Origin of the sequence: Algoriphagus marinus (assembly GCF_001936475.1) — a bacterium.
Taxonomy (GTDB): domain Bacteria; phylum Bacteroidota; class Bacteroidia; order Cytophagales; family Cyclobacteriaceae; genus Algoriphagus; species Algoriphagus marinus.
On the sequence record NZ_MSPQ01000016.1, the window covers coordinates 1 to 26,085 of the forward strand.

At 39.8% G+C, this 26,085-nt stretch carries 16 protein-coding genes; 12 read left to right on the plus strand and 4 right to left on the minus strand.

What is annotated here, in order from left to right; translation table 11 throughout:
• From BVC88_RS21400 to BVC88_RS19305, 4 genes are all read left to right on the plus strand, one after another.
• The coding region (locus BVC88_RS21400) for a hypothetical protein (RefSeq protein WP_175574453.1) at positions 1-437 on the plus strand (437 nt) is incomplete at its 5' end.
• Between the two features lie 175 nt (positions 438-612).
• Positions 613-1,326 (plus strand): hypothetical protein, encoded by a 714-nt coding sequence (locus BVC88_RS19295; protein WP_075352436.1) that lies wholly within the window; start codon positions 613-615, stop codon positions 1,324-1,326.
• 31 nt (positions 1,327-1,357) lie between these two features.
• Positions 1,358-1,972, plus strand: a complete 615-nt coding sequence (locus BVC88_RS19300; RefSeq protein WP_075352374.1) for a uracil-DNA glycosylase family protein — start codon at positions 1,358-1,360, stop codon at positions 1,970-1,972.
• A gap of 137 nt (positions 1,973-2,109) precedes the next feature.
• Complete coding sequence (locus tag BVC88_RS19305) at positions 2,110-3,000, plus strand: M23 family metallopeptidase (protein WP_139316613.1); 891 nt, start codon at positions 2,110-2,112, stop codon at positions 2,998-3,000.
• Between the two features lie 490 nt (positions 3,001-3,490).
• Here the strand turns inward: BVC88_RS19305 and BVC88_RS19310 are convergent, their stop codons facing one another.
• Positions 3,491-8,758: an HYR domain-containing protein gene (locus BVC88_RS19310; protein WP_175574454.1), complete on the minus strand. Its 5,268-nt coding sequence runs from the start codon at positions 8,756-8,758 to the stop codon at positions 3,491-3,493.
• Positions 8,759-9,809: 1,051 nt separating this feature from the next.
• On the opposite strand from BVC88_RS19310, the gene BVC88_RS19315 reads away from it, so the two are divergent.
• Complete coding sequence (locus BVC88_RS19315) at positions 9,810-18,509, plus strand: GH36-type glycosyl hydrolase domain-containing protein (protein WP_075352377.1); 8,700 nt, start codon at positions 9,810-9,812, stop codon at positions 18,507-18,509.
• 60 nt (positions 18,510-18,569) lie between these two features.
• Here BVC88_RS19315 and pfkA read toward each other — a convergent pair whose 3' ends face one another.
• The 3 genes from pfkA to BVC88_RS19330 all read right to left on the minus strand — a co-directional run bounded on the left by pfkA (position 18,570) and on the right by BVC88_RS19330 (position 21,464).
• A complete protein-coding gene (gene pfkA, locus BVC88_RS19320) occupies positions 18,570-19,541 on the minus strand; it encodes a 6-phosphofructokinase (protein WP_217694775.1) in 972 nt (323 codons plus the stop codon).
• A gap of 160 nt (positions 19,542-19,701) precedes the next feature.
• Positions 19,702-20,142, minus strand: coding sequence for a hypothetical protein (locus BVC88_RS19325; protein ID WP_075352379.1), 441 nt, complete (start codon positions 20,140-20,142; stop codon positions 19,702-19,704).
• A gap of 413 nt (positions 20,143-20,555) precedes the next feature.
• A complete protein-coding gene (locus BVC88_RS19330) occupies positions 20,556-21,464 on the minus strand; it encodes a helix-turn-helix domain-containing protein (RefSeq protein ID WP_075352380.1) in 909 nt (302 codons plus the stop codon).
• A 155-nt stretch (positions 21,465-21,619) separates the two neighbouring features.
• Here BVC88_RS19330 and BVC88_RS19335 point away from each other — a divergent pair, with 155 nt between their 5' ends.
• From BVC88_RS19335 to BVC88_RS19360, 7 genes are all read left to right on the plus strand, one after another.
• Complete coding sequence (locus tag BVC88_RS19335) at positions 21,620-22,072, plus strand: nuclear transport factor 2 family protein (RefSeq protein WP_075352381.1); 453 nt, start codon at positions 21,620-21,622, stop codon at positions 22,070-22,072.
• Complete coding sequence (locus tag BVC88_RS21405; protein ID WP_175574455.1) at positions 22,056-22,211, plus strand: hypothetical protein; 156 nt, start codon at positions 22,056-22,058, stop codon at positions 22,209-22,211. The genes BVC88_RS19335 and BVC88_RS21405 overlap by 17 nt, the downstream gene beginning before the upstream one ends.
• A gap of 40 nt (positions 22,212-22,251) precedes the next feature.
• Complete coding sequence (locus BVC88_RS19340; RefSeq protein WP_075352382.1) at positions 22,252-22,698, plus strand: nuclear transport factor 2 family protein; 447 nt, start codon at positions 22,252-22,254, stop codon at positions 22,696-22,698.
• 72 nt (positions 22,699-22,770) lie between these two features.
• Entirely contained in the window at positions 22,771-23,379 is a 609-nt protein-coding gene (locus BVC88_RS19345; protein WP_175574456.1) for a flavodoxin family protein, read from the plus strand.
• A gap of 63 nt (positions 23,380-23,442) precedes the next feature.
• The gene (locus BVC88_RS19350) at positions 23,443-23,817 is read left to right on the plus strand and encodes a helix-turn-helix domain-containing protein (RefSeq protein WP_075352384.1); all 375 of its coding nucleotides are present in this window, start codon (positions 23,443-23,445) and stop codon (positions 23,815-23,817) included.
• Between the two features lie 167 nt (positions 23,818-23,984).
• The gene (locus tag BVC88_RS19355) at positions 23,985-25,091 is read left to right on the plus strand and encodes an aldo/keto reductase (RefSeq protein ID WP_083639187.1); all 1,107 of its coding nucleotides are present in this window, start codon (positions 23,985-23,987) and stop codon (positions 25,089-25,091) included.
• Between the two features lie 2 nt (positions 25,092-25,093).
• Entirely contained in the window at positions 25,094-25,984 is an 891-nt protein-coding gene (locus tag BVC88_RS19360; RefSeq protein WP_075352385.1) for an alpha/beta hydrolase, read from the plus strand.
• Positions 25,985-26,085 lie beyond the last annotated feature (101 nt).

Here is a 26,085-nt window from a genome sequence, read left to right on the forward strand (position 1 = left end):
CAATATACTTCGGATTATTCCTTCAAAACAAAGAAAATATTACTACCCGAAATAGAGAAATCATTATTAGTTTTATTGATCAAATAGAAGCAAAGGTATTGAATCATAAAGAAGTATCATGTTCAGATAAATTTAATTTAATTTCAATAAATTCAAATAATAAAAACATAAATTATTTGATTGCTAAAATCCCAATCTTATTAGAAAAAACTAAATCAAACAATTCATTAATTGAGATAGAAGAAATTAAAAAGCAATTGAAGGAAATCCATAAGCTTTTAACGTTTTATAAAGAAGAGGATGTCTTAGAAAATAATTATCTAATTGAAAACAATATAGTAATTTTAGGAATTGACAGAAAAAATATGGTAGAATCAATTTTTTCAGATTTGCTATTTAACATTGTATGTATTAAAATTCATTTAAGCAAATTGTAATCTGTTCAATATTCAAACATAATCTGTACTTTTTTGAAAGCCACCGAAATCCAAATAATCAATTTTCTTCAAGCTCCAAAGGTACAGTTTGTAATCCCTATTTATCAGCGGAATTACAATTGGACCATCTCTGAGTGTAGGGAATTAATAGAACCGATACTTTAAAATGACCCGCATGCTCCCAATATCTCTTATCATCCTCGGTGGAATTCTTTTAATAGCTGGAATTGCATTGCTTCTAAAAACTCCAAAACCAGAATCTTTAAATCAGATCATTCAGGCTGTAAAAGCCGACGGGATTTTGACACCTAAGGAAGAAAAATTGATCCGAGAGGTGGCACAGAGCGAAGGGAAAAATGCAGATTCGACTATAGTCCAGATCCGAAAAGAACTAGCGGAATCAGAGGAAGAAAGTGAATCGGAACTGATTGATATCAATCAAAAAGCCGGACTGGATTTTGAAAAATTCGTGGTACAGAAGTTTGAAAAGAAATTCTTTACTATTCGAAATTGGGCTGGGGATAAATATGTAGAAGGCCGATATGCCGATACCACCACCCAACCGGATATTCAGCTCTCACTAAAACTTCGAGGAAACTCCTACCCTTTTGCAGTAGAATGCAAGTGGAGATCTGAACCTAAAGATGATTTTATCCGCTTCGCCAATGATGGGCAATTGGAACGCTACAAGGCTTTCGCAGACAAAGAAAATTACCCGGTTTTTATTGCATTGGGAATTGGGGGTAAACCATCTAATCCTGATGAATTGTATATTCTTCCAATTAAAGAACTTAATAAACCTGTTCTTCATAAATCAGGTCTAGGAAAGTATCGAAAGAAAGTTGATGCCGATTTCTTTTTTGATCAGGCGCTTCAAGAATTGAATTAGTATTATCTCAAAAGCTATTACCCATTTTCATATGAATTCCAAACACCCCTTCCCTCCTTTTATTCCGTCAGCAGCTTCAAAGTTGATTATTGGTACAATACCTCCAGCCAGATTCTGTGCTGAAGGGGAAAAACAATTGTTTGACACAGATGTGGATTTCTACTATGGCAGCAAGGAGAATGCCTTTTGGGACTTGGTTACTGAAGTATTTGGAGAACCCTTAGAAAAGTTAAATACTCAAAAAGCGATTGATCAACGCAAATCATTATTGACAGCCCTTGGAATTGGAATTACTGACATCATTTCAGAATGCACCAGAGAAAATCAGTCTGCTTCCGACGATAAATTGACAGTTATTTCCAGAAAGGACCTAGGTCAACTTCTGATTGATCATCCCTCCATAACTACATTGATTTACACGAGCGAATTTGTCAAGAAAGAAATCAATCAACTTTTCGGAGGATATCATCTAATCGACAAGGAAAATAAGAAAAAACAGTTTATCAAGATCAATAAAAAAATCTATGAGGTACGAATTCTATATTCTCCCTCTCCCAGCGGTTTGAGGAATTTGGGTCCTGATGGGCGTGTCAAAAGATTAAATCAGTACAGGGATTTCCTGAGTACTTCAAGTGATGTAGTTTAATCTGAATTGCCTTTCCAATTTCCATAAAACAACTCTCACTAAATTTTCACAACCTAATTCAACTAAATTTTGGTTTAAATTTCCTTATTCTTAAGATTATAATCTTCAAGACTTTAAACTTATTCACAAATACCGCGATGAAACCCCTTTTCACTTTTATGCTTTTCCTTGTTGGGAATCTTCTCCAGGCTCAAGTCCAAATCGTAGCCGAACAGGATCAGGACAGAAACCTAACGCTTTTGGCTTTCAATAAAAGTAATATCCCTTATACCATACAGATTGAATTTCTAAAGCTGGAAAATTTGGCCTCTCCGGATGGCAGATTGATCTATGCGGTTGCCACGCCCGGAAAAAGCAATTTGGTGAAGCTCTATTCTGAATATGTAAACGTGCAAACTGGCTTCCAATACAACACCAAATTGTATAAGGGCGACTACCTGCAAATCAACCAAGACCGACCTCCGTATTTGATACCAGTTGAAGAAAACACTATTCTCAGCATGCGGCCGCTCACAGTCGAAATACCGCAAAATACTAGCATTCAAGATGGACTACCTTATACTGGAGTGGGATTTTATTTTGAAAAGCCTGCCGTCATTTGCGCTCCCCGGAAAGGGATAGTTTCAGAAATCAAGATGGATATAGAAAAAGCTTCATCTGGGCCTTCGGATTTTAACTCAGAAAATTACCTGGAGATTTACCACCAAGATGGAACCTTCAGCCGCTTGTCGGGACTAAATACAGGATCAGCCAAAGTGGCTGTCGGCGAAATGGTTTTTCCCGGGCAGGCAATTGCAGAATCTTCTGCCCTACCTGAGCAAACCGAGCACCATGTCAAAATGATCCAAAGCCGATGGGAAATGGGTGACAGGGGAATGGCTTGGATAAATTTTTCGGTGAATATTTTTGTGGATCAAAAGGAAGTCCAAAGTGATCAAGCGTTGGAGGAAGTCAAATCTTCTCATCCCAATGATCTCATCTCAAAGGAAATGGACAAAAAAGAACTCAAAAAGTATTTGGGGAAATAAGGAATTCAACTCTAGTTCAATCCAATCCATTTTCAAAATCAATTTCCAAACCATATGACTTTCTCGCCATTGATTTGATAGAGTTTGAGAATTGCGATTTGACTGAAGGGCATTTTTGAATCGTGGATTGGGTTTTAATAATATTTTAATCAATGCGCAATTGCATCAGTAAAAGGTGAAAAGTGACTTAATGTTCGGTAAACACAAGCATTACTGGCACTTCGGTCATCGGTCTTCCAGACTGATAAGCAAAGAAAAATAAGGCACCGGGGAATCATTGCGGTTAATCAAATAATATTTATTTGATTCTAAAAATATTGCAGTAGCTCTAAAATTCCTGATGGTACAAATAGCTCATCTCGCAAACATTTTGAAACCTATTTAAAACAAAAAACTTGGCTAAACCCAACCTACGATTTGTAGATCAGGTTCAACCAAGTTCTTATACCAAATAGAATTTTCAATTAACCGGTAAATACCGGGTCATCTATCATTCAAAAACCAAACGGATCATCTTTGGTGCCAGATAATTATCAGTATCCAGAACCAGGATATACATGCCAGCCTGAGTGACGTTTCCGGAGAAATCTAATCGAATAGTCTTTAATTCCCCAATTTCGGTCTCTCCTTCTCTCAGTTTCATGCCGTTAGCACTGTAAAGGACATATTTAACTGTTCCTCTTTCGAACTTGCTATCTCTGATGCTGACCTTTCCGTCTTTGATTGGATTCGGGAAGGCGATCAAAGTATCTGGACCTTGGTCTTCCATAGTATTAGGAATTTCTTTCTCCATGACCTTATTCTCAGTTGACCCAGTTGCATTGCCAGTTTCGGTGGTCTTTCTGAATGCCTCATTAGTATCAGTTATAGTGAAAGTAATTCTGTTCACTTCTCCGACTACACCTCTTCTACCTCCCAAGGAATATGGAATCGCTGTAAGAGTATAGTTGCCTGCTGGCAATGTTCTTTGGAAATAGTTACCATTCCTATCCCCGAAGAGTGCATATGGCGCAGCACTTTCCGTTCTAGTGGTAGAAACAGGTCCAGATAATGTGAAGTAAACACTTCCTACTATCTCAGGATTGGTATTGGCCCGGACATTCAGCTTTAGACCATTGATTTGGCTTTGGTTTATCACCGAACCATCAAGAAGCTCAAACAGATCCTGGTTAGTACCTGAGTTGACCAAAGTGAATGATTGTATTCCCAGAACAGGAACCGATACCACCTTGATCGTTGCAGAAGCTGTAAATCCGCCATCAACAGAAGTCGCTGTAATAATTGCCTCACCTGCAGCATTTCCTGTTACCAATCCATTTGAATTGACTGAAGCTATAGATGAATTCGAAGTACTCCAGGTCACCGCCTTGTTGCTTGCATTGGATGGCTGTATGGTAGCTGTCAACTGAACAGATTTGTCCAAAATTATTTCTGCAGAGCCGGGATTTACGCTGATACCGCTAACAGGAACCGAAGCCTCTACTATGCTGAAATTGACCGTCAACGGATCCCCTTCAACACCTCTTCGTCCGCTAAGAGAATATGGTACCGCAAACATAACATAGTTGCCTTTTACTAAATCCCCATCAAAATAGTTACCGTTGACGTCCCCGAAGATCGCATAAGGTGCAGCACTTTCTGTTCTTGAAACATTCCGTGCACCCGTCAATCTCAAGAATACACTGCCGACCGAATTTGGATCAGCTTCGGCCCTGATATTTAGTTTAAGTCCTTCTATCAAATCAGCGTCTATCTCCATTCCTTCGATGATTTCAAAAAGGTCCTGATTTGTTCGGGAATTAACCAAAACAAAGCGTGTCACCTTTTGTCCATTACTTGTTTGTGTAACTATCACTATTTGCTGAACCTCCAATGCATCATTTCCTGATGGATCCTCAGCTGACCAAGTGATCGTTGTTTCTCCGACCGGATATGGGGCACTGAGTGGCTTTCCATCACTTCTTACTCCTGTGACAATAGCTGAACAGTTATCAGAAACGGAAGGCTCCGTTATCGAAATGTTGGTTTCAGACTGGGTAGATGGGATGCTTACATTAATATCAAATACTGATCCAAGCACAGGCAATTCCACATCAGCTACAATCACTTCAAAACTACAGGTTGCCTTATTACCCGAACCGTCTGTAGCGGTATAGATTACTAAAGTTTTGCCCACAGGGAAGAAATCACCCGGCTCAAAGTTGCTTTCAAGATCTGCTGAACCGCTGTTGTCTGAAGCCGTTGGAGCAGTCCAAGTTACCGTAGCACCGCAGGTACCTGGAGCGTTGGATATCAAGATATTGTCAGGGCAATTTGCAATCTCAGGATCTTCGGCATCTGCATCTTCGGTGACGATTACGTCAAAGCTGCATTCTGTAAAGTTGCCGCTAGGATCTGTTGCCCGGTAGGTGACGATTGTTTTACCCAATGGGAAGATGGATCCGCTTTCCAAACCTGCTTCTCTTGACAATGATGCGCCGCCACAATTATCGCCAAAGGCAGGAAGGTTGTAGCTGATTACTTTTCCTGTTTCACCAAAAGCAACCGTCTCGTTGATATCCCCTAAGCAGGTGATGGTCGGTGGAATATTATCTTTCACAACGATCCTCTGACTTACAGAGCTTGAGTTCCCATCATTATCAACAAAAGTCCACGTCCTAATCTCCTCAAAATCATTAGGGGAAGCACCAAATATTATTACTCTAACTGGGCTTACTGTAATCGATCCTGAACAGTTGTCAATTGCAGTGAGAGTCTCCGGAGCAGGAACTTCACTCGCGCATTGCAGATTCAAGTCTTCAGGTGCCGCTGGTGGGACCGGAGCAGTATTATCTTTTACTATGATTTTTTGGCTTATGCTGCTTGAATTTCCTGATGCATCGACAAAGGTCCAGGTATAGATTAACTCAAAACCAGTAGAAGAACTAGTCAATAATGTAGAGGTAGGGAATACTTTTATCTCCCCATCACAATTATCTATCGCAGTTAGCTCAATGGCTGCTGGGATTTCACTTACGCATTGCAGTATCAAATCCGCAGGGGCTACAGGCGGTACCGGAGCAAGATTATCAATCACATTAATTATTTGTTCCGCAAAGACTGCATTTCCTGAAGCATCGATAAATGTCCATCTGTATTTAATGGAAACACTTGTTGGGCCTGTTGATTGCTGGGTAACTGTCGGCATTACCGTAATCTCGCCACTACAATTGTCTGTCGCTGTCAACTCATAAGGAGCAGGGACATCACCGATACACTGAAGATTAAGGGTTTCAGGTGAAGCAGGTGGTACAGGCGGGTTGGTGTCATTTACTTTTACTGAAAAACTACAAGTTGATTTATTTCCTGCCAAATCAGTAGCAGTATAGGTTACTAACGTTTCACCAACAGGAAAAACAGTTCCAGGTTCAAAGTCGCTGACCAAAGTCACAGAACCATTAGTGTCAGTAGCAGTAGGAGGAGTCCAAGAAACTACAGCTTCGCAAGTACCTGAACCGTTAGGAACTTCTATATCTGCAGGACAACCCGCAAAGACAGGCACCTCAGTATCGAGACAAAAGTTTTTTGTTTCTCCTCTACCAAAATTACCATCACTGCTGGCTAAAACTTTATCTCTTTGGGTCAGTTTGTATAGTCCATCACCTTGAGCATTAATGCCGTCTCCAAAAGAATCTACAATGACGAAGTCATAACATCCGGCCGGTAAACAAAATTGTTGATTGATTACACTATAAGGAATTGTGTATCCACCTCCAGAAGCAACTATGCCACCGGTGGCATCTTTGATTTGCCAGCTAGTATCTTCGGGATATAGATCTAAAACAAGTTCTAATTCTACGATAATGTTGTTGTCAGGACATTTTGCATTGATTTCCACCGTAGCTTCAGTCGGACGTTTCCCATCACTTACAATTAGAACTGCATCATACCATCCGGGTGTGGTATAGGTATGGCTTGTCGTCAGTCCACTCCCGATATTCCCATCACCGAAATCCCAAGTATAGGTAAGGGCATCATTATCCGCATCACTTGAACCTGAAGCATCAAAGTTCACAACTAAAGGACTATCACCGGAGGTTGGATCGGCAATAATAACCGCCACCGGAGGTGTATTTGTTGGATCAGCCGCTATCACCGACGCAAATGCATTCACCCTACCATGACCAAAAGTATTATCCCGGCCAGGCGTTCCCATATCGATCGCAGTTAAATATAAAATTTTCTTTACCTCTGCATCTGTTAGGTCAGCATTCATAGAAAGTACAAGCGCTGCTACCCCACTCACCACCGGACAAGCTGCCGATGTACCTCCAAAAGTATTAGTATAGTTTCCTGCACTATAGCCAGCAGCTCCCATTCGGTCAGTTGTGCGAACTCCTGCTGCTCCATTTGAAGGTGCTGTAATGTCAAGCGCAGTTCCTTGATTGCTGTAGGATGAAATCAAACCAGTATTTCTGAAGGCACCCACTGCAATAACATTAGGATTATTAGCTGGATAATCAACACAACCTTGAGTACCATTTCCTGAAGCGAATACCACTATTGAACCTTTACCGCCACGTCCTTCTGTGACAGCATATTGTATAGCAGCATCAATTGCATCAACAGAAAATGAACAAGAATTAAAAAATCCCCAAGAATTGTTGATGACATCTGCACCGTTGTCAGCAGCCCATGTAAATGCACTAGCATAATCAGAAAGCGTTTCCTCTCTAGTAAAAATATTTATAGGCAGAATTTTCACAGCAGGTGCTACTCCCATTACCCCAATACCATTATGTAATGCAGCAATAATTCCCGAAACGGCTTGTCCATGTTTATTATCAGGGGAACTATCAACTGGTCTACCATTTTCAAGTGGTCTTGCAGGAGTATATCCTGATAAGACATTTCCCAAATCTTCATGCTCTTCGACTCCATCATCGATTACCGCCACGATGATCTCGGAAGAACCCGTAGCAATATCCCATGCTTCCAATGCATTACAGTCAGCATCATTCAATCCGGGGAATCCATCAATGGTCTGACCTGAATTGTTCATCTGAAACTGATCTGAAAATATTGGGTCCAAAACATCAGGAAAAAGAGGATTATTAGTGACCTTATTATCATCCTTTAATGTATTTGATTTATCCGAATGAATGATTTCAGCATAAAAATCAGGATGCGCCCATTCCACAAAACCACTTTCATAGATGAGATTTGATAATTCTAGCGCATTTTGAATATTTTCAATTTTCAAAATCACCATCTCATGGTCTGTTCTGACATAAGTAGCTTGGTACTGTCTCATGAGAGACTCTAAAGCTTCTATTGAACTTCCTCTTTTAAATTTCAGCAAAACTTGATCGGTAGGCCAAACCAGCATACCTCCATCTAATAGATAAGCAAAAGAAGTGCTTGCTATCTGATCTGTACTGGTAAAGAAGTTACTGTTTAACTGCCTTGAATTTAAATTCTGTTTGCCGTCAAAGGTTAGGATTGCCCTTTTTCTAGTAGGATGCACCTTGACATCTTTCAAAGATTGAGAAGATCTCATACTAGATACTGTTCTTTGAACATTCGTGTTTTCCTTAAACTGTATAATGGAAGATGTTCTGTCCTCCTTTAAAGAGATTTTTTTGGCTCCGCTGTAAAAAAAGAGCTCCTGTGCCTGAATACTCCCAATATTGAGGAAGAAAAGGAAGAATATTCCAACAAAGAGTTGGACATATTTACCTGCCTGAATTTTCGTGAAAAAATAGTTTAAGTGTTCCATAAAGTTTAAAGTTGAGTCATAATTCATGTAGTTTACTCTTGTATTATCCCTAAAAGTAATAAAATAACAATCCCTCAGATTCTTTAAGATCATTTATTTGCATTTAATATGCAATTTTTTGCTTCTTAATACGTTTAATAAGTTTTTAAACAATATAATCTGAAAATCTCCGCCAAGATTACTAATTTCTTCTTTTTAAATTCCTAAATATTTATCAAAAATTTTTTAAGGAGTTTGCTGGATCGTCATTGCCTTCCAAGTTCCTAGGTAAAAAATATTCAGTTATTACTGACTCTCCGTATTCTAAGTTATTAGATTAATGAACTAAAAAAGGTATACGTTTGATCAAGTCCAACTAAATAAATCACTATTGCAAAAAAATTATACCAAGCACCATGTCAAAATGATCCAAAGCCGATGGGAAATGGATGACAGGGAATTGGTTTGATAAATTTTCCGGTGAATATTTTTGTGGATCAAAAGGAAGTCCAAAGTGATCAAATGTTGGAGGAAGTCAAATCTTCTCATCCCAATGATCTCATCTCAAAGGAAATGGACAAAAAAGAACTCAAAAAGTATTTGGGGAAATAAGGGATTCAACTCTAGTTCTATCTAATCCATTTTCAAAATCAATTTCCAAACCATATGACTTTCTCGCCATTGATTTGATAGAGTTTGAGAATTAGGATTTGACTGCAGAGCATTTTTGAATCGTGCAGTGGGCTTATTGATATTTCAAAAATACACACCCAAAAAATCAACCTGACTTACATTTCAGGGACTTTTAACTCTATTTTTAGCCTCCCTTTCTGCTAATCATAGATTGAATATTCGTATATTATTATTCCATAAAATATGCTAGTTAAGTCTTTTTATATCTGTATAGTTTAAATATTTCAATCAAACTATAACATATATCATCTCTGAAAAAGACTTAAATCATTTTGACTTTATCAAAGTCATGATACCATTGTTTACATATTTTATGAAAACAAATTTTTAGTGGTATTAGTAAGCAATCCTGCTTGTCGAAAAGAAATTTATTAATAAAATGAGATTAGTTTCTACAGCGAAGGAATTCATATCAGATATGAAGACTTTTTTCCGACCCAAGACTTCTTCTCCAAATTACCAGGGGGAGATTCAGCTAAATACGGAGCTATATAGCTCTGAACAGATGAAGCAGTTTGGGAAAGCTTTGGCAGAAACTCATCAATTAAGTTTAAACCCCTCAAAGGATCAATTGCTCAAACGGCTAGCGGAAAACGAATCAATTTTGCGCGAAGTCCGAAAACTGCTCACTGACTCCATAAAACATAAACATCAAATATCCCCTGCAGGAGAATGGTTGATAGATAATTTCTACCTGATTGAAGAAAATATTCGTAGTGCTAAGTTCAATTTCCCAAAAAAATACAGCGAAGAACTTCCTCAACTTTCCAATGGATATCCAAAAGGTGTAACCCGAGTCTATGATATCATCCAGCAAGTCATTTCTCATGGTGACGGAAGAATAGATATCGAAACGCTGAGCAATTTTGTAAATGCTTATCAGACAGTCACCAATCTAAAACTTGGTGAGTTATGGGCGATCCCGATCATGCTAAGACTGGCATTAATCGAGAATCTCAGACTAGTGGCATCACATGTCGCGCTAGATAGAGTGAATTCTGATCTGGCCAATCACTGGGCTCGGAAAATGATAAAAACTTCCGAAAAAGATCCAAAAAATCTGATCCTGATTATCGCAGATATGGCCCGATCCAACCCGCCGATGGTAGATGCTTTTGTGGCCGAATTGGTACGTAAACTTAGAGGAAGAGGCCCTGATTTGGCAATGCCGCTAAACTGGATCGAACAGCAATTGGCCGAAATCGGCATGACCAGTCAGGAATTAGTGAACGCAGAAGTTCAAAAGCAGGCCGCGCATCAGGTTTCGATGAGTAATAATATCAATAGCCTTCGATTTCTTGATGCGATCAACTGGAGGGATTTTGTAGAGAAGCACAGTATCGTAGAACGAATACTTCAAGAGGACATTCATGGAATCTACGGAGCAATGGATTTCGCAACAAGAGACCGGTATCGTCATGTGGTGGAGGATATTTCAAGAAAAAGCAAATTAGAAGAGCAAGAAGTAGCCCGAATTGCCATTCAGCTAGCGCATCAAAGTGCTACCGACAGCGACGAGGATCAGCGAACCTCCCATGTTGGATATTACCTTATCGGCTCAGGTTTTAAAGAGCTGGAAAAAGTGACGAAAACTCCCGTTTCACTTTTTCAAAAATTTCGCTATTTCCTACATAAAAACGGAGTCTTCTTTTACCTAGCTTCTATCCTACTCCTCACTTTAGCTATTAGTGGTGGTATTTTTATGGAAGTGAGAACTGAGATTAAAAGCATTTGGCTTTTGATTTTTATTTCAATCCTTACACTGCTATCCGTCAGTCAACTGTCAATATCGTTGGTCAATTACATCTCCACTTTATTGGCTAAGCCCCATTTACTTCCCAGAATGGATTTTTCCCGCAAAATACCGGAGGACTCCAGAACTTTGGTCGTTATCCCCGCTATGCTTTCGAGTTTGAAGGAATTAGAAAGACTGGTCGAATCCCTGGAAATTCGTTTTCTGGCAAACAGAAATGAAAACCTCCACTTTGGATTACTGACAGATTTTACTGATTCAAAGGAAGAAACACTACCCAGAGATAAAAAACTCATAGAATCAGCACTCGCGAAAATCACAGCCCTGAATAAGAAATATAAAAAGGAAAATAATGAATTGTTCTTTCTTTTTCACAGACCTCGCAAATGGAATGGTCGACAGAATACTTGGATGGGCTATGAAAGAAAGCGTGGAAAATTAGCGCAGTTAAACGCATTGCTTCGAGGCAGTTCAAAAGAATGTTTCTCTCATATTGTTGCCGATCAATCTGTTTTTGCAGAAATAAAATATGTGATCACGCTCGATGCAGATACCCAACTCCCTATGGGAACGGCTTGGAAACTAATCGGAACCATGGCACATCCACTCAACCACGCCATTTATGATGAGCAAAAAAAACGTGTCACCAAAGGATATGGCATTTTGCAACCGAGAGTTTCTGTCAGCTTACCGGATATTACAGGCTCAGTCTATGCACGTATGCACGGTAATGAGCCAGGCATAGACCCATATACACGAGCTTCTTCAGATGTGTATCAGGATTTATTTCAGGAAGGATCTTTCATCGGAAAGGGAATTTACGAGGTAGATGTTTTTAGGAATGTTTTGGATGGAAAGTTTGCGGAGAATACCATTCTGAGTCATGACCTTCTAGAGGGTTGCTACCTGCGATCAGGATTAGTAAGTGATGTCCAATTATTTGAAAAATATCCTACCCGATATGATTCCGATATGAAGAGGTACGCTCGCTGGGTTCGAGGTGACTGGCAGATCTTTTCCTGGTTTTTACCATTTGTCCCCGGACCTGATGGGAAATGGCTTAAAAATCCGATTTCTGCCTTATCCCGCTGGAAAATTTTTGATAATATCAGGCGAAGTCTCGTCCCGATTTCACTGATAGCGCTATTGCTTCTAGGCTGGCTACTGTTTCAATCCTCTCTGATTTGGACTGTAGTAGTTACTGGGATTATTATTGTTCCTATTATTTTCACGTCATTATGGAATACGATTCGAAAGCCTAAAGATGTCTTTTTAATCTACCATATCAAGAATTCCATTCAGAGCATTGCAGACAATTCGATTAAAATGCTGTTTGGCATCATATGCCTACCCTATGAAGCCTATGTCAATACAGTCGCTATCAGCAAAACACTTTGGAGAAAACTCATAAGTAAGAGAAATCTCCTTGAATGGGACCCTTCAGCAAACCATTGGACAGATAATCGGACAAGCTTAGCTGCATCATACGCTTCCATGTGGATAGCGATTGTGCTCCCAATTATAGTGCTCTCTTACTTGGCATTTTTCTCTCCTGATAAATTTGCACCTGCAGCTCCTGTTGCCTTTCTCTGGCTTATCGCTCCTTTTATTACTTGGTGGGCAAGTAAACCCCGCGTAAAAAAATCGGTAGTTCTTAAGGAACACCAAAATATATTTCTCCGAAAAATGGCACGAAAAACATGGCGCTTCTTTGAGCACTTTGTAGGGCCGGAGGATAATTGGTTGCCACCTGACAACTATCAAGAACAACCAATAGAAGCCCTAGCACATCGGACCTCCCCGACCAATATCGGGGTTTCCCTCCTTGCTAACTTAACTGCCCGTGACTTTGGCTATATCACAACATCACAGCTGATCGAACGAACATCGAATACCATCGGCACCATGAGGAAAATGGAACGGTATAGAGGCCATTTCTATAATTGGTACAATACAGAAACATTAGAACCACTATTTCCAAAATACATTTCAACAGTGGATAGTGGGAATCTAGCGGGCCACTTACTCGTGCTGCGGCAAGGGATGCTCGCCATTTCAAATCAAAACATAATCAGTTCAAAACTATTTGAAGGTCTTCAGGACACGCTCGGTGTACTTTTGGACAGCTTAGAGGAAAAAGAAAAAAAGATCCTACATCCTTTCGAAGAAGAATTAAAAACGGTTTCTGAACTTGATTTAAGTAATCCTTACGAAGTAAAATTGGGAATTGCCAAATTGACAAAAAGCTTTGCTGCTGTCTATCCCTATTTAAATAATGACCAGGAAAGTGAAACCTACTGGTGGAAGCAGGCTTTAAAAACCCAGTTGCAACAGTTTGAGAAAGCCCTTCAGATTTTCAAACCTTGGGAACTGTTGAAATCTGCACCTTCAAAATTCAAGTATCCTACAACCCTCAATCAAAACCTAACGCTCAACGAATTATTGATCAAAGCACTTAGGCTGCAAGAAGAAATAAATAATCATCAAAATTCTGATTACTCAAACGAAGAAAAGAAATGGCTTGAATTATTTCAAACAGCTTTAACAACTTCGGTTCAATTCACGCAAAGACTAATTGCATCCTCTCAAGTTCTTGCCCAAGAGTGCAAAGAGTTGGCAGATATCTATTGGGGATTCTTATACAACAAGTCAAGTAAACTACTCAGTATAGGATACAATGTAAAAGAGCGACAAGCAGACGCCAGTTATTATGACTTGTTGGCATCGGAGGTTAGGCTAGGTGTTTTCGTTGGTATCGCTCAGGGAAGTCTGCCGGAGGAGAGTTGGTTTGCGTTAGGACGATTGCTTACTAACATCATGGGTGAACCCATTCTGCTTTCGTGGAGCGGTTCCATGTTTGAATACCTGATGCCCCTATTAGTCATGCCTACTTATGAAAACACCTTGCTGGACCAAACTTCAAATGCAGCAGTAATGTGTCAGATAAATTGCCATTCAAAAGATGGAAGAGAAGGGCAGACTTGGGGTGTTTCAGAGTCAGGTTATAATATGATCAGTACCGAATCCCACTACCAATACAGTGCATTTGGTGTTCCTAGTTTAGGATTAAAGCGCGGGCTCGAAGAAGATTTTGTAATCGCTCCTTATGCATCTGCACTTGCTTTGATGGTAGCGCCAGAAAAAGCTTGCAAAAATCTTGAACTGTTGAAAAAACAAGGATTTGAAGGCCGATACGGCTTTTATGAAGCCATTGATTATACGCCATCCCGGCTGCCCAGAGGACAAAATCATGCTATTGTTTATTCGTTTATGGCGCACCACCAAGGGATGAGTTTGCTCTCTTTAGCATACTTTCTTTTGGACAAACCAATGCAACGTTTATTTGAAGCTGAGCCACAGTTTAGGGCAGCACTTTTATTACTTCAGGAGCGAATTCCTAAAGCCACTACCTACTTTGCACATACGACGGATATATTCAGCATTACGCCTGCACCTACTGCTTCAGAAACCAGAATAATCCATACGCCTGATACTCCAATACCTGAAGTTCAGCTATTATCCAATGGTAAATACCATGTAATGGTAACCAATTCCGGGGGAGGCTACAGCAAATGGAAAGATTTTGCAGTGACCCGCTGGCGTGAAGATGCTACGCGCGATAATTGGGGTACATTTTGTTATATCCGTGATTTGGAAAGCAACCTTTTCTGGTCCAACACGAAACAACCAACTTTGCGAAAGGGCAAAAAATACGAAACAGGCTTCGCACATGGTCATGTGGACTTCAGGACATCTTATAATGAGATCGAAACACATACAGAAATAGTGGTATCCCCTGAGGACGATATCGAGATGCGCCGGTTCCGTATTTCAAATCATTCCTCTAAAAGCCGGACATTGGAGGTTACCAGTTATGCCGAAGTAGTGTTAGCACATGCTCCTTCAGATATTATACAACCTGCATTTAGTAATCTTTTTGTACAAACAGAAATCCTCCCTAAGCAACATGCCATAATCTGTACCCGCAGACCAAGGTCTGCAGAAGAGCGTCCGCCATGGATGTGTCACATGATGAGCATGCATGGCAAACTTGCAGAAGAAATATCATATGAAACCGATAGAATGAAATTTATCGGTCGAGGTAATTCTATCGTAAACCCGCAAGCAATGAACGATAGAGGACCACTTTCAGGAAACCAAGGTGCAGTATTAGATCCCATTGTAGCTATACGGTATAAAATCATACTTGAGCCAGCAGAGACAGTCACTCTGGACATGATTACTGGTATGGCCGAATCCCAGGAAATTTGCCAAAGACAGATCAGTAAATACCAGGACAAATATCATAAAGACCGAATTTTTGAATTGGCATGGACTCATAGCCAGGTAGTCCTTCGTCAAATAAATGCATCCGAAGGTGATGCACAGTTGTATGCACGGCTTGCCAATTCGATTCTATTCGCAAACCCAGCATTTCGAGCAGATCCTTCTATCCTAATAAATAATCGCCGTCAACAATCTGGCTTATGGGGCTATGCAATATCAGGTGACCTACCTATTATTTTACTAAAAATTGAAAGGCAGGCCAACATGCAATTGGTGAAACAATTGATAAAAGCGCACGCTTATTGGCGTATGAAAGGCCTGATAGTTGACCTGGTGATCTGGAACGAAAACCATGGCGGCTATCGGCAAATTTTTCAGAATGAAATTATGGCCTTGGTTCCAATGGAATTGCGAGACCGCCCCGGAGGAGTTTTTGTGAGAACAATAGAACAAATATCCAATGAGGATCGAATTTTATTTCAAACCGTCGCAAGGTTAAATATTTCAGATAGTGAAGGACCTTTATCTGATCAGGTGAAGCGCAAAGCACCTACAAAATTGACTATCCCCTATCTGAATTCACCACGGAACTACCGCCCTGTTTATTCAACCGTTTCAAAACCAGAAGGCCTTCATTTCTACAACGGAACAGGTGGATTTTCTCCAGACGGACGCGAATATGTAATTATCATAGACCAAAAAAGTAAAACCCCTGCTCCTTGGGTGAATGTAATTGCAAACCCTAGTTTCGGAACCGTTGTTTCCGAAAGCGGAGGCTCTTACACTTGGACTGAAAATGCCCATGAGTTAAGACTCACCCCATGGAACAATGACCCTGTAAGTGATACTCCAGGAGAAGCCTATTACCTACGTGATGAAGAGAGCGGCCACTTTTGGTCTACTTCTTTGCTACCTGCAGGTGGAGAATCGCCATATATTGTACGCCATGGATTCGGCTACAGCACATTTGAACACGTCGAAGACGGGATCTATTCAGAAATGTTGGTTTATGTCGATTTGGAAGCCGCAGTCAAATTCACGGTTTTAAAAATTCGCAATCAATCAAGAAGAAAACGCAAACTGTCTGCGACTGGCTACATCGAGTGGGTATTAGGTGATAATAGAACAAAAACGGCAATGCATATCCGTACTGAATCGGATGTGGAAAACAGCACCTTATTTGCAAAAAACCCCTATAGCATGGAGTTTTCCAATCGGGTTGCATTTTTCGACGCAAATGGGGTAAGGAAGACTTTTACAGCTGATCGGACAGAATTTATCGGCCGCAACGGAACCTTACAAAAACCCAATGCAATGTATCGAAAGAGACTTTCGGGGAAAACCGGACTGGGTTTAGATCCTTGCGCCGCTATCCAGGTCCCATTTGAATTACAGGTTGATGAAGAAAGGGAAATTATTTTCACCCTTGGCGCTGGAAATACGATCAGCAATGTAAAGGATCTTGTACAGCAATTCCAGGGACATGAAGCAGCATTGGATTCACTTCAAAAAGTAAAAAATTATTGGAAAAATACGCTTGGAAAGCTGCAGGTGGAAACACCAGACGAAGCAATCAATGTGATTTCGAACGGATGGCTTACGTATCAAACACTTTCTTCCAGGCTTTGGGGACGCAGCGGATTTTACCAATCCGGTGGCGCTTTTGGTTTCAGGGATCAGTTACAGGATGTCATGTCCTTACTTCATGTAGCGCCACAATTGGCACGCGAACAAATCTTACTTTGCGCATCCCGTCAGTTCAAAGAAGGAGATGTTCAACATTGGTGGCACCCACCTATAGGACGTGGAGTTCGTACCCGATGCTCGGATGACTTTCTTTGGCTGCCATTTGTCACGGCTCATTATATTTCATTTACTGCTGATTCTACTATTTTAGATCAACCAATTTCTTTTTTGGAAGGAAGAAAATTAAACCAACACGAAGAATCCTATTATGATCTTCCTGTTCAATCCAACGATTCGCTTTCACTCTATGATCATTGTGTCTTGGCAATAAGGAATGGATTCAACTATGGTGAAAAAGGTTTACCCTTAATGGGTGCCGGAGATTGGAACGATGGGTTTGATAGAGTGGGAATTGAAGGAAAAGGGGAAAGTGTTTGGATGGCATTTTTTCTTTATGACATCCTACTCAAATTCGCCGAAATCGCTCGGCCGCATAATGATGCCCAATTTGCAGATGAATGCGAAAAACAAGCCAGGCAACTCAAAGAAAATATTGCGCTACATGCTTGGGATGGAGAATGGTATAAGCGCGCATGGTTTGATGATGGTACCCCACTCGGTTCATCTAAGAATACTGAATGCGTAATAGATTCGATTTCCCAAAGCTGGTCGGTATTGTCAGAAGGTGGTGAAGCCTCCAGGTCAAATGTTGCCATGGAATCAGCCTATAAAAATCTGGTACAAAAGGACCTCGGGATCATCCAGTTGCTGGAACCTCCATTTGATAAATCGGACTTGAATCCTGGTTACATCAAAGGATATGTTCCTGGCATAAGAGAGAATGGTGGGCAATACTCACATGCTTCCATATGGCTGATTATGGCTTTTGCAAAATTGGGTGATAACAAACGGGTCTGGGAATTATTGAATATGATCAACCCAGTAAACCATGGTAAAACTCCGGAGGAAATAGCCATTTATAAAGTAGAGCCCTATGTAATCGCAGCAGATGTATATGCAAATAAATCCCATGCAGGACGTGGAGGATGGACTTGGTATACTGGCTCGGCCGGCTGGATGTATCGGCTGATTGTGGAGTCATTCCTTGGCTTAAAACGGGAAGGAAATCAGCTAAAAATCACTCCTTGTGTCCCAAAAGAATGGAAGTCATTTAAAATCCATTATTCCTATAAATCTGCGAATTACCATATAACTATTATCCAAAAAGATGGTGAATCTGGGATGACTTTGACAGTTGACGGAGCTGCGCAAAAGGATAAGGTGATAATCCTTGCTGATGATGGTGCAGAACACGAAGTAGAGGTTCTTTTCTTTACAAATTCTGAAACCTGATTAAAATAATAGTTTAGTTACTGCATTGAATGAATACTTGATATCAGGCCTACCTTCCCTTTAAATAGATAAAATATCTATTAACTCTGTCATGGCAGGCGTTATTTCCAAATGTCTTTTCACAACATTCTCTAATGGCGTATATAGAATTTCTCCTTTCACTTCTCCTACCATGATATTTTTTTGCCCTGATAAAAGTGCATCAATCGCTGCCACTCCCAACTTGGTAGCCAGAACCCGATCATTACAGGTAGGAGATCCTCCTCGCTGCACATGACCCAATATGCAAACAGCCATGTCAAATTGAGGAAACTTTTCCTTTACTTTTTTCGAAATGGCAAAGGCTCCACCCGCCTCATCACCTTCAGCAACTACCACGATTAATGAGCTTTTCTTCCTACTCCATCCTCTCTCAAAAACGTCGAATAGGTGTTCTAGGTCAGTATTAGTTTCAGGTATGTAGATTGCCTCAGCCCCTACACTGATACCTGTTTTATAAGCGATAGAACCGGAATTACGACCCATTACTTCCACAAAATAGATCCTATTGTGAGATTCAGCTGTATCACGGATATTATCTATGGCTTGCATAGCCGTGTTGGTTGCAGTATCAAAACCGATTGCATAATCAGTTCCTGAAATATCATTGTCTATGGTTTTGGGAATCCCTATCCAGGGAATCGGATAAGTAGCTGCGAAATATTTGGCTCCTGCGAGGGAACCATCCCCTCCTATTACTAATACAGCTTCAATTCCTGCTTTTTTGAGTTGCTGAAAGGCGGTTTCTCTACCTTCCGGAGTTTTAAATCGCTCGCTTCTGGAAGATTTCAAAATGGTCCCCCCTTTTTGGATAATGTTACTCACGGTACCTGCGTCCATTTCAAAAAAATCCCCTTCGATCATTCCATCATAGCCTCGATGAATTCCAATAGTTTTTATTCCATGGAAAATTGCTGTTCTGACTAACGATCTGATACAGGCATTCAGACCTGGGGCATCTCCACCAGAGGTAAGTATGGCTATTTTAGAAATAGATGACATGTGTGTTTTGGCTTTATTTTTTAATTAATAATCCAGAGCTTAAAAGACTTCTCGATTTTGTTCGAATTACATGAATCAAGCCTTTTTTTGACTCTAAAAAAACCAGTATTTCCAACATCCAACTCTTCATTAACAAAGACCTATTGGACCTCTAATAATCCGATAAGCCAAGCGTCCGTAAAGGGAATAAAAAATCAATCAGGGCATTATGATGGGCCAAGGAAATATGGTCTTTAAACGAATTCATACTTTTATGAATGACCGCTATGGTCTCGGGCTCCATCTTAGAAAAAAGATTTTCTATTTTTTCTAACTGAGCGATGATAGCAGCATCCCTTTTGGATTTCTCCTTCGGAAGTGATTTGTCGAGTTTTTGCAAAGTCTCTTCAAAATTCTCATCCACTTCCTTGAAAAAATCAGAAAGCAGCGGGTCACAATTGTAAGATTTAATATGTGCTAATTCAACGGCTGATGATTTTTCACTATCATCCAATTTCCCATCTGCATTGGCAGCAAGTAAGGAAACATAGGCTGGAAATTTGAGAAGTAATTGATACTCTCGTTTACTTAGATTTTGGAAATCAACGGTCATAATAGCAATATTTTGGTCAGTGAAATATTTCCCCTCATTTTATCAGTATTTGGATAGACTGAACCATAATCATGAGTCTATAAATACTTCTTTTCTAATGCTCTTATAATATACCAAATTCATCAGGCTAAGTCAATCTCCTTATACTTTAAACACCCTGAATACCACAAAGAATGATTTTCTGCCTATGCTTTTCGAAACATCCCACAGAATTGCAAGCAACAGAGGAATGATATGGGTCAATTACTCAGTGAACAGTTAGGGGATCAACAGAAAACCCAAAGTGAAAGTAGATCAGAGTGTTTAGGCTTTCACATCCCAACGAACTCATCAAAAAAAATTGGCAAAAGAGAACTCAAAAAGTTCCTTTGAAAGTGATCAGTTTGTTTACAAGCCAAAATCTTTCGACAAGTCTAATTCATAGACTCTCTATACTCTTTTGGAGACAATCCAACTTGCTTTTTAAACAATCGGGTAAAATGTTGCGGATATTTAAAACCTAATCCATAAGCAATCTCACTGAGAGTCAATTGTGGATCATAGATCCGCTCCTTGGCTACCTCAATTAGTTTCAATTGGATAAATTCCTGAGCACTTTTTCCGGTTTCTTTCTTTACAAGATCTCCAAAATAATTCGGGGAAAGATTCTGTTCCTCAGCAAAGTAGGCCACGGAAGGAACTCCATGTTCTTTTGCCTTTTCTGAGCTTAAATACGTTTTTAGAGAAGTTTCCAATTGGGCTACAACTCGCGAATTCACATTGTCTCGAGTAATAAACTGCCGATCATAAAAGCGCTTACAATAATTCAAAAACAGCTCAATATTTGATAAAACAACTGATTTGGTATGCTTATCGATTCGTTCTGAGAGTTCAATTTGAATTTTTTCAAAACAATCCAACACGATTTGACGCTCTTTTTGCGATATATGCAAAGCTTCAAAAAGCTGATAAGAGAAAAAACTATAATCATCCATCTGCTTTCCCAAATTTGAACCGTGAAGAAAATCAGGATGAAACAAGAGCGCATATCCTGAAATTTTTTTTGTATGATCTACATTTGAAATATTCACAACCTGTCCAGGTCCTATAAAAACAAGGGTACCATCTTGGTAATCATAATTTTGGCGTCCATATCTAAGCGTACAGTTCTCTCCCTGTTTCAAGAAAACCCCATAAAAATTATAACGAATCGCCTTAGCCACATTTTCCTTCGGCCATTCCCCTTTGGATAAATCAACCACGCTCACCAGAGGGTGTAAACTCGATAAGTTAAGAGGTGCACAGTAATCATTTACAGTTACTAAATCCTTGATGTCTTCCATATCACTTAGGTTTAATCAAAAATAGAAAGAGTTTCCTTATCTCGTTTTCAGTTTATTATTAATCAGTAAAAATGGTATCAATTCCTGTAATAGAGGTAAGTAATTTATTTTGAATAGATTCTAGCTTTGGATTAGTAAACTTAAACAATAGAAAAATGAAAAAAATACTCTTTGGATTGACCCTCTTTTTTGTAACAGCAACTTGGTCTTTTGCACAATCCTCTGCTAACGAGCAGGAAATCGTCAAACTTTCAATGGACAAATGGCAATGGATGGCCGATAAAGATGTAGCTAAATTAGAGTCACTCTTTCATCCTGATGCGAAGTTTGTTCACATGAGCGGAACATGGACTACTGCCAGAGAACTCGAAATTATCGAAACGGGAAGTATTTGGTATAAAAATGCAGATGTAAAAGATACCGCAGTTGCAATCGTCGGAAATACCGCAATCGTATGGAATCGAATTACCCTCACGGCTGAGGTAAGAGGAAATGATGTAGCAACTGAGTTTACTGTGACAGAAGTCTATCAAAAAGAAAACTCAGATTGGAAAATGCTCGCACTTACATTTAGCAGCGTACGAGATACACATGAGATACAGAAGTAGAATTCTTACGCTATTCTACACTCCTGCCTTATTAGCTACTCCACTGACCGGAATAAAAACTCAAGTGAGTGGAGAAGCTCAGTTGGTTAAGGAAAACGATAAAGCCCCTTTCAGTGAATCCGCTGACATGGGCAAATAAAAATCAACTTTATACAGGTAACATATCAACTCCAAATTCAATGAAAAAGGCAATTTTAGGATTTTCCCTACTCTTATTTGCAATACAATTTTCTTACGCACAAAATGAGAGTGCCAAGCAAGAAATCATCGAGCTATCCAAAACAAAATGGCTCTGGATGGAAAATAAGGAAGCTGATAAACTCGCTGAATTATTTGATGACAAATCTGTATTCGTTCATATGGGTGGTTCTTGGGGCAAAGAGCGGGAAGTCAATATCATCAGAAGCGGAGGTATTTGGTATAAGAAAGCCGATATCCATGAGGTATCAGTAGAAATCATTGATAACACCGCCATTTTATTGAACCGAATTACTTTACTGGCAGAGGTAGGTGGTAATGAAGTAACTAATCCTTTTGAAGTCACCGAAGTTTATATCAAAAAAGCCGATGGCTGGAAACTTGGTTCACTCTCTTTTACCAAATTGATGGGACCAGGTGACCGATAAAATCAACAGCTTTCCTCTTTAATTTCCTACTCCTCTTAGAGTCTTCAATCAAAGGAAGAGATCAACAAGCGAATGAAATATTTCCTCCTTTTTATTTTCCTATTCAGCGCTCTGAGTTGCAGCAGTCAAACTCGGACTGAAAATCAAATAAAATCCAGCGAAAAGGCATCGGACAAAATTCTTATTGTTTACCTATCCCGAACCAAAAACACGAAAGCAATTGCTGAAATGATTCAAGAACAAGTAGGAGGAGATTTAGTGGAACTCGAATTAGTCAATCCTTATCCGGGAAATTACCAAGCCATTGTAGCTCAAGTTGCCAGAGAAAATGACTCGGGTTTTCTTCCCCCTTTAAAAACCAAGGTGGATATCTCCAAATATGATTTGATTTTCCTCGGCTTTCCCACTTGGGGAATGAAATTGCCTCCACCCATGAAAAGCTTTCTTAACGAAAATGATTTAAGCGGAAAAACTGTGATACCCTTCAATACCAATGCAGGTTATGGGGTTGGAAGCAGTTTTGACCAAGTGAAGAAGCTTTGTCCAAACAGTGTCATTCTGAAAGGATTTTCCATAAAAGGAGGTATTGAAAGAGATGGGATTCTATTTGTAATGGAAGGGGAAAAGGAAAAGCAGGCTAAGGAAGAAGTCAGGAAATGGTTGAATGAATTATCGTTCTAGAATTTTGAAATTAAGACAACTCAAATTCTTAACCCACCACTCTTTTAAAGTTTTTAGGCAAAAATGACTGATTCACAGGAACAAAGAAAATCAGGGAATGCTTCCGAAAGAATCAATTTTGATTTTCTAGAATTATTAAATAGCCAATTCCCCATCAATGATGTGCATAGACCCCTTATCTTAAGATCAGCATCTGATTTTGCGCAAACGTTAAATATTCATGTAAATCATCTCAACAGAGTTCTAAAAAAGATTCATAATAAATCAACCTCAATTATTATCAGTGAAAAAATTTTGCAGGAATCTAAACTTCTATTAAAAAGCGGTAATTGGAGTATTTCAGAAATTGCTTTTGCCTTAGGCTTCTCAGAAGTGTCCCATTTCAATAACTTCTTTAAGAAAAAGACCAAAATGAATCCTTCACAATTTCGTAAATAAAAAATTAGCCTTAATTGAATAAGCAGAATTGACTTAATCCATTATCAACAACCCTTTAAATGAAATCGAGCATATCGAAAGCGGCACACATTGGTATGATTACCAGCTTTGCGAAGATTCCTCCCGATAGCCATCAGGATGGCCTATAAAAATCAAATTATAATCACATGAAAAAGCAATCAGAGCTAAACCGAAGAGAGTTTTTTAAAAATGCCAGCCTTGCAGGTGCTGGTCTTATTCTTTCTTCAGGAGCTGCAATCGCCTCTACTACTAAAAAAGAGGAGGCTCTTCCCTCCTTGCCTACCCGAAAACTTGGACCGATAGAAGTGACTGGATTAGGTTTGGGTTGTATGAGCATGGTGGCCGGAACTTATAACCCTACGCCTCCCAAAGATGAAATGATCGCTCACCTTCGAAAAGCTGTTGAAATGGGTGTTACCTTTTTTGATACAGCGGAGGTTTATGGTCCTTATGGCAGTGAAGAGCTGGTTGGAGAAGCTTTGGAACCTTTTAAAGATAAAATAACCATTGCTACCAAATTTGGATTTGAGATTCAAAACGGCCGCCGCATGGGTAGAAATGCTACTCCAGAATCTATCAAGAAGGTAATAGATGGTTCTCTAAAAAGGCTTCGACTTGAAGCAATTGACTTATTCTATTTGCATCGAATGGATCCCAATGTACTAGTTGAAGATGTTGCTGGAGCAGTAAAAGATCTGATTGCCGCCGGCAAAGTAAAGCATTGGGGACTTTCAGAGGTATCGCCTGCTACGCTACGAAAGGCTCACTCGGAGCTCCCTGTTGCAGCGCTGCAATCCGAATACAACATGGCAGAGCGTGTCGTTGAAAATCAAATTTTAGCTACTTGTGAGGAACTTGGAATTGGATTCGTGCCTTGGGGACCAACGCATCGTTCTTTCCTTACTGGAAGATTCAATGAATACAGCAGGTTTGCTAGCGAGGACCGTCGTTCCCAATTACCTTTTTTCTCTGCAGAAGGATTTGAGCAAAACATGGGATTTTTGAGATTAGTTAGAAACTGGTCTCAAAAGAAAGGAATCACTATGGCGCAATTTTGCTTGGCTTGGCTTTTAGCACAAAAACCGTTTATAGTCCCGATTCCAGGAACGACAAGCCCTCAGCATCTCGCGGAAAATCTGGGAGCCTTGTCCGTGAAATTCACGGCTACAGAACTCGCTGAAATCAGAAAAGAAATGAAACAATACCAATTAATGGGTGTCCGTGCTCCAGAAACTGCCTTCATTGATCAATAACTATGAAAAAATTTCTATTGGTTTTCCTCTTCCTTGGATTTAGTGGACTTGGTTTTTCACAAACCAATCGGGTGATGAACCTTTTCCCGGAGGGCACCACCCTCCACGGAAATATACCCTATCAAAACGATACGCTCCAAAAGCATTTACTGGATATTTATCTTCCACCAAATCCACAAAGCAAAGTCCCATTAATCATTTGGGTGCATGGTGGTGGCTGGCTCAGCAATGATAAGTACGCAGATATGGGCTATATGAAAGAGACCATTTCTGCTTTAATGAATGAAGGCTATGCATTGGCTTCCATTGATTACCGATTCAGTACTCAGGCGGTTTTTCCCGCGCAAATGCTGGATTGCAATGCAGCAATCTCTTTTTTGGTTGAAAATGCAGCTAAATACGGATTGGACACAGATCGAATGGCGGTGATGGGTTTCTCTGCTGGCGGCCACTTGGCATCCATGCTTGCATTATCCAAAAATCAAAACATCGATGATTTCTTTCTACCGGAAACGAATCGAGATTTTAGTTTCAAAGCAGTGGTAGATTTCTACGGTCCTGCAGATTTGACCCTTTTCCCCGGTGCCAATGATCCAAAATCCCCGGAAGGATTACTCATCGGAGCTGCTCCTTTAGATAGACCTGATTTGGCTAAAATGGCAAGTCCAGTGAGCTTTGTGGACGAAAGTGATCCTCCTTTCTTGATCATCCATGGTGAAAACGATGATTTAGTTTCTCCTAGACAATCATATTTATTGAATTCATGGCTTCAGGTAAAAGGAATTCCATCAGAGTTGATTATTGTTCCCGGTGCTCCTCATTATGGGTCTATGTTTGATTCTGATGAAATACGGATAAAAGTCCTGAATATCTTAAAAAAGGAACTGAATTAGTACAAAGCCTAATCAGCTTCAATTCCCCATTCAGGTCTTAGATTTTGATAAGTAGCCTCTTAAATTTCTTTAGTATCTTAGAAATTTCCAATAAGAAATAA

Excerpts from the sequence above, each read along its gene's own strand:
- BVC88_RS19295 (WP_075352436.1), top strand. The coding sequence starts at position 613 with ATGCTCCCAATATCTCTTATCATCCTCGGTGGAATTCTTTTAATAGCT.
- BVC88_RS19300 (WP_075352374.1), top strand. The coding sequence starts at position 1,358 with ATGAATTCCAAACACCCCTTCCCTCCTTTTATTCCGTCAGCAGCTTCA.
- BVC88_RS19305 (WP_139316613.1), top strand. The coding sequence starts at position 2,110 with ATGAAACCCCTTTTCACTTTTATGCTTTTCCTTGTTGGGAATCTTCTC.
- BVC88_RS19310 (WP_175574454.1), bottom strand. The coding sequence starts at position 8,758 with ATGGAACACTTAAACTATTTTTTCACGAAAATTCAGGCAGGTAAATAT.
- BVC88_RS19315 (WP_075352377.1), top strand. The coding sequence starts at position 9,810 with ATGAGATTAGTTTCTACAGCGAAGGAATTCATATCAGATATGAAGACT.
- BVC88_RS19325 (WP_075352379.1), bottom strand. The coding sequence starts at position 20,142 with ATGACCGTTGATTTCCAAAATCTAAGTAAACGAGAGTATCAATTACTT.
- BVC88_RS19330 (WP_075352380.1), bottom strand. The coding sequence starts at position 21,464 with ATGGAAGACATCAAGGATTTAGTAACTGTAAATGATTACTGTGCACCT.
- BVC88_RS19335 (WP_075352381.1), top strand. The coding sequence starts at position 21,620 with ATGAAAAAAATACTCTTTGGATTGACCCTCTTTTTTGTAACAGCAACT.
- BVC88_RS21405 (WP_175574455.1), top strand. The coding sequence starts at position 22,056 with ATGAGATACAGAAGTAGAATTCTTACGCTATTCTACACTCCTGCCTTA.
- BVC88_RS19340 (WP_075352382.1), top strand. The coding sequence starts at position 22,252 with ATGAAAAAGGCAATTTTAGGATTTTCCCTACTCTTATTTGCAATACAA.
- BVC88_RS19345 (WP_175574456.1), top strand. The coding sequence starts at position 22,771 with ATGAAATATTTCCTCCTTTTTATTTTCCTATTCAGCGCTCTGAGTTGC.
- BVC88_RS19350 (WP_075352384.1), top strand. The coding sequence starts at position 23,443 with ATGACTGATTCACAGGAACAAAGAAAATCAGGGAATGCTTCCGAAAGA.
- BVC88_RS19355 (WP_083639187.1), top strand. The coding sequence starts at position 23,985 with ATGAAAAAGCAATCAGAGCTAAACCGAAGAGAGTTTTTTAAAAATGCC.
- BVC88_RS19360 (WP_075352385.1), top strand. The coding sequence starts at position 25,094 with ATGAAAAAATTTCTATTGGTTTTCCTCTTCCTTGGATTTAGTGGACTT.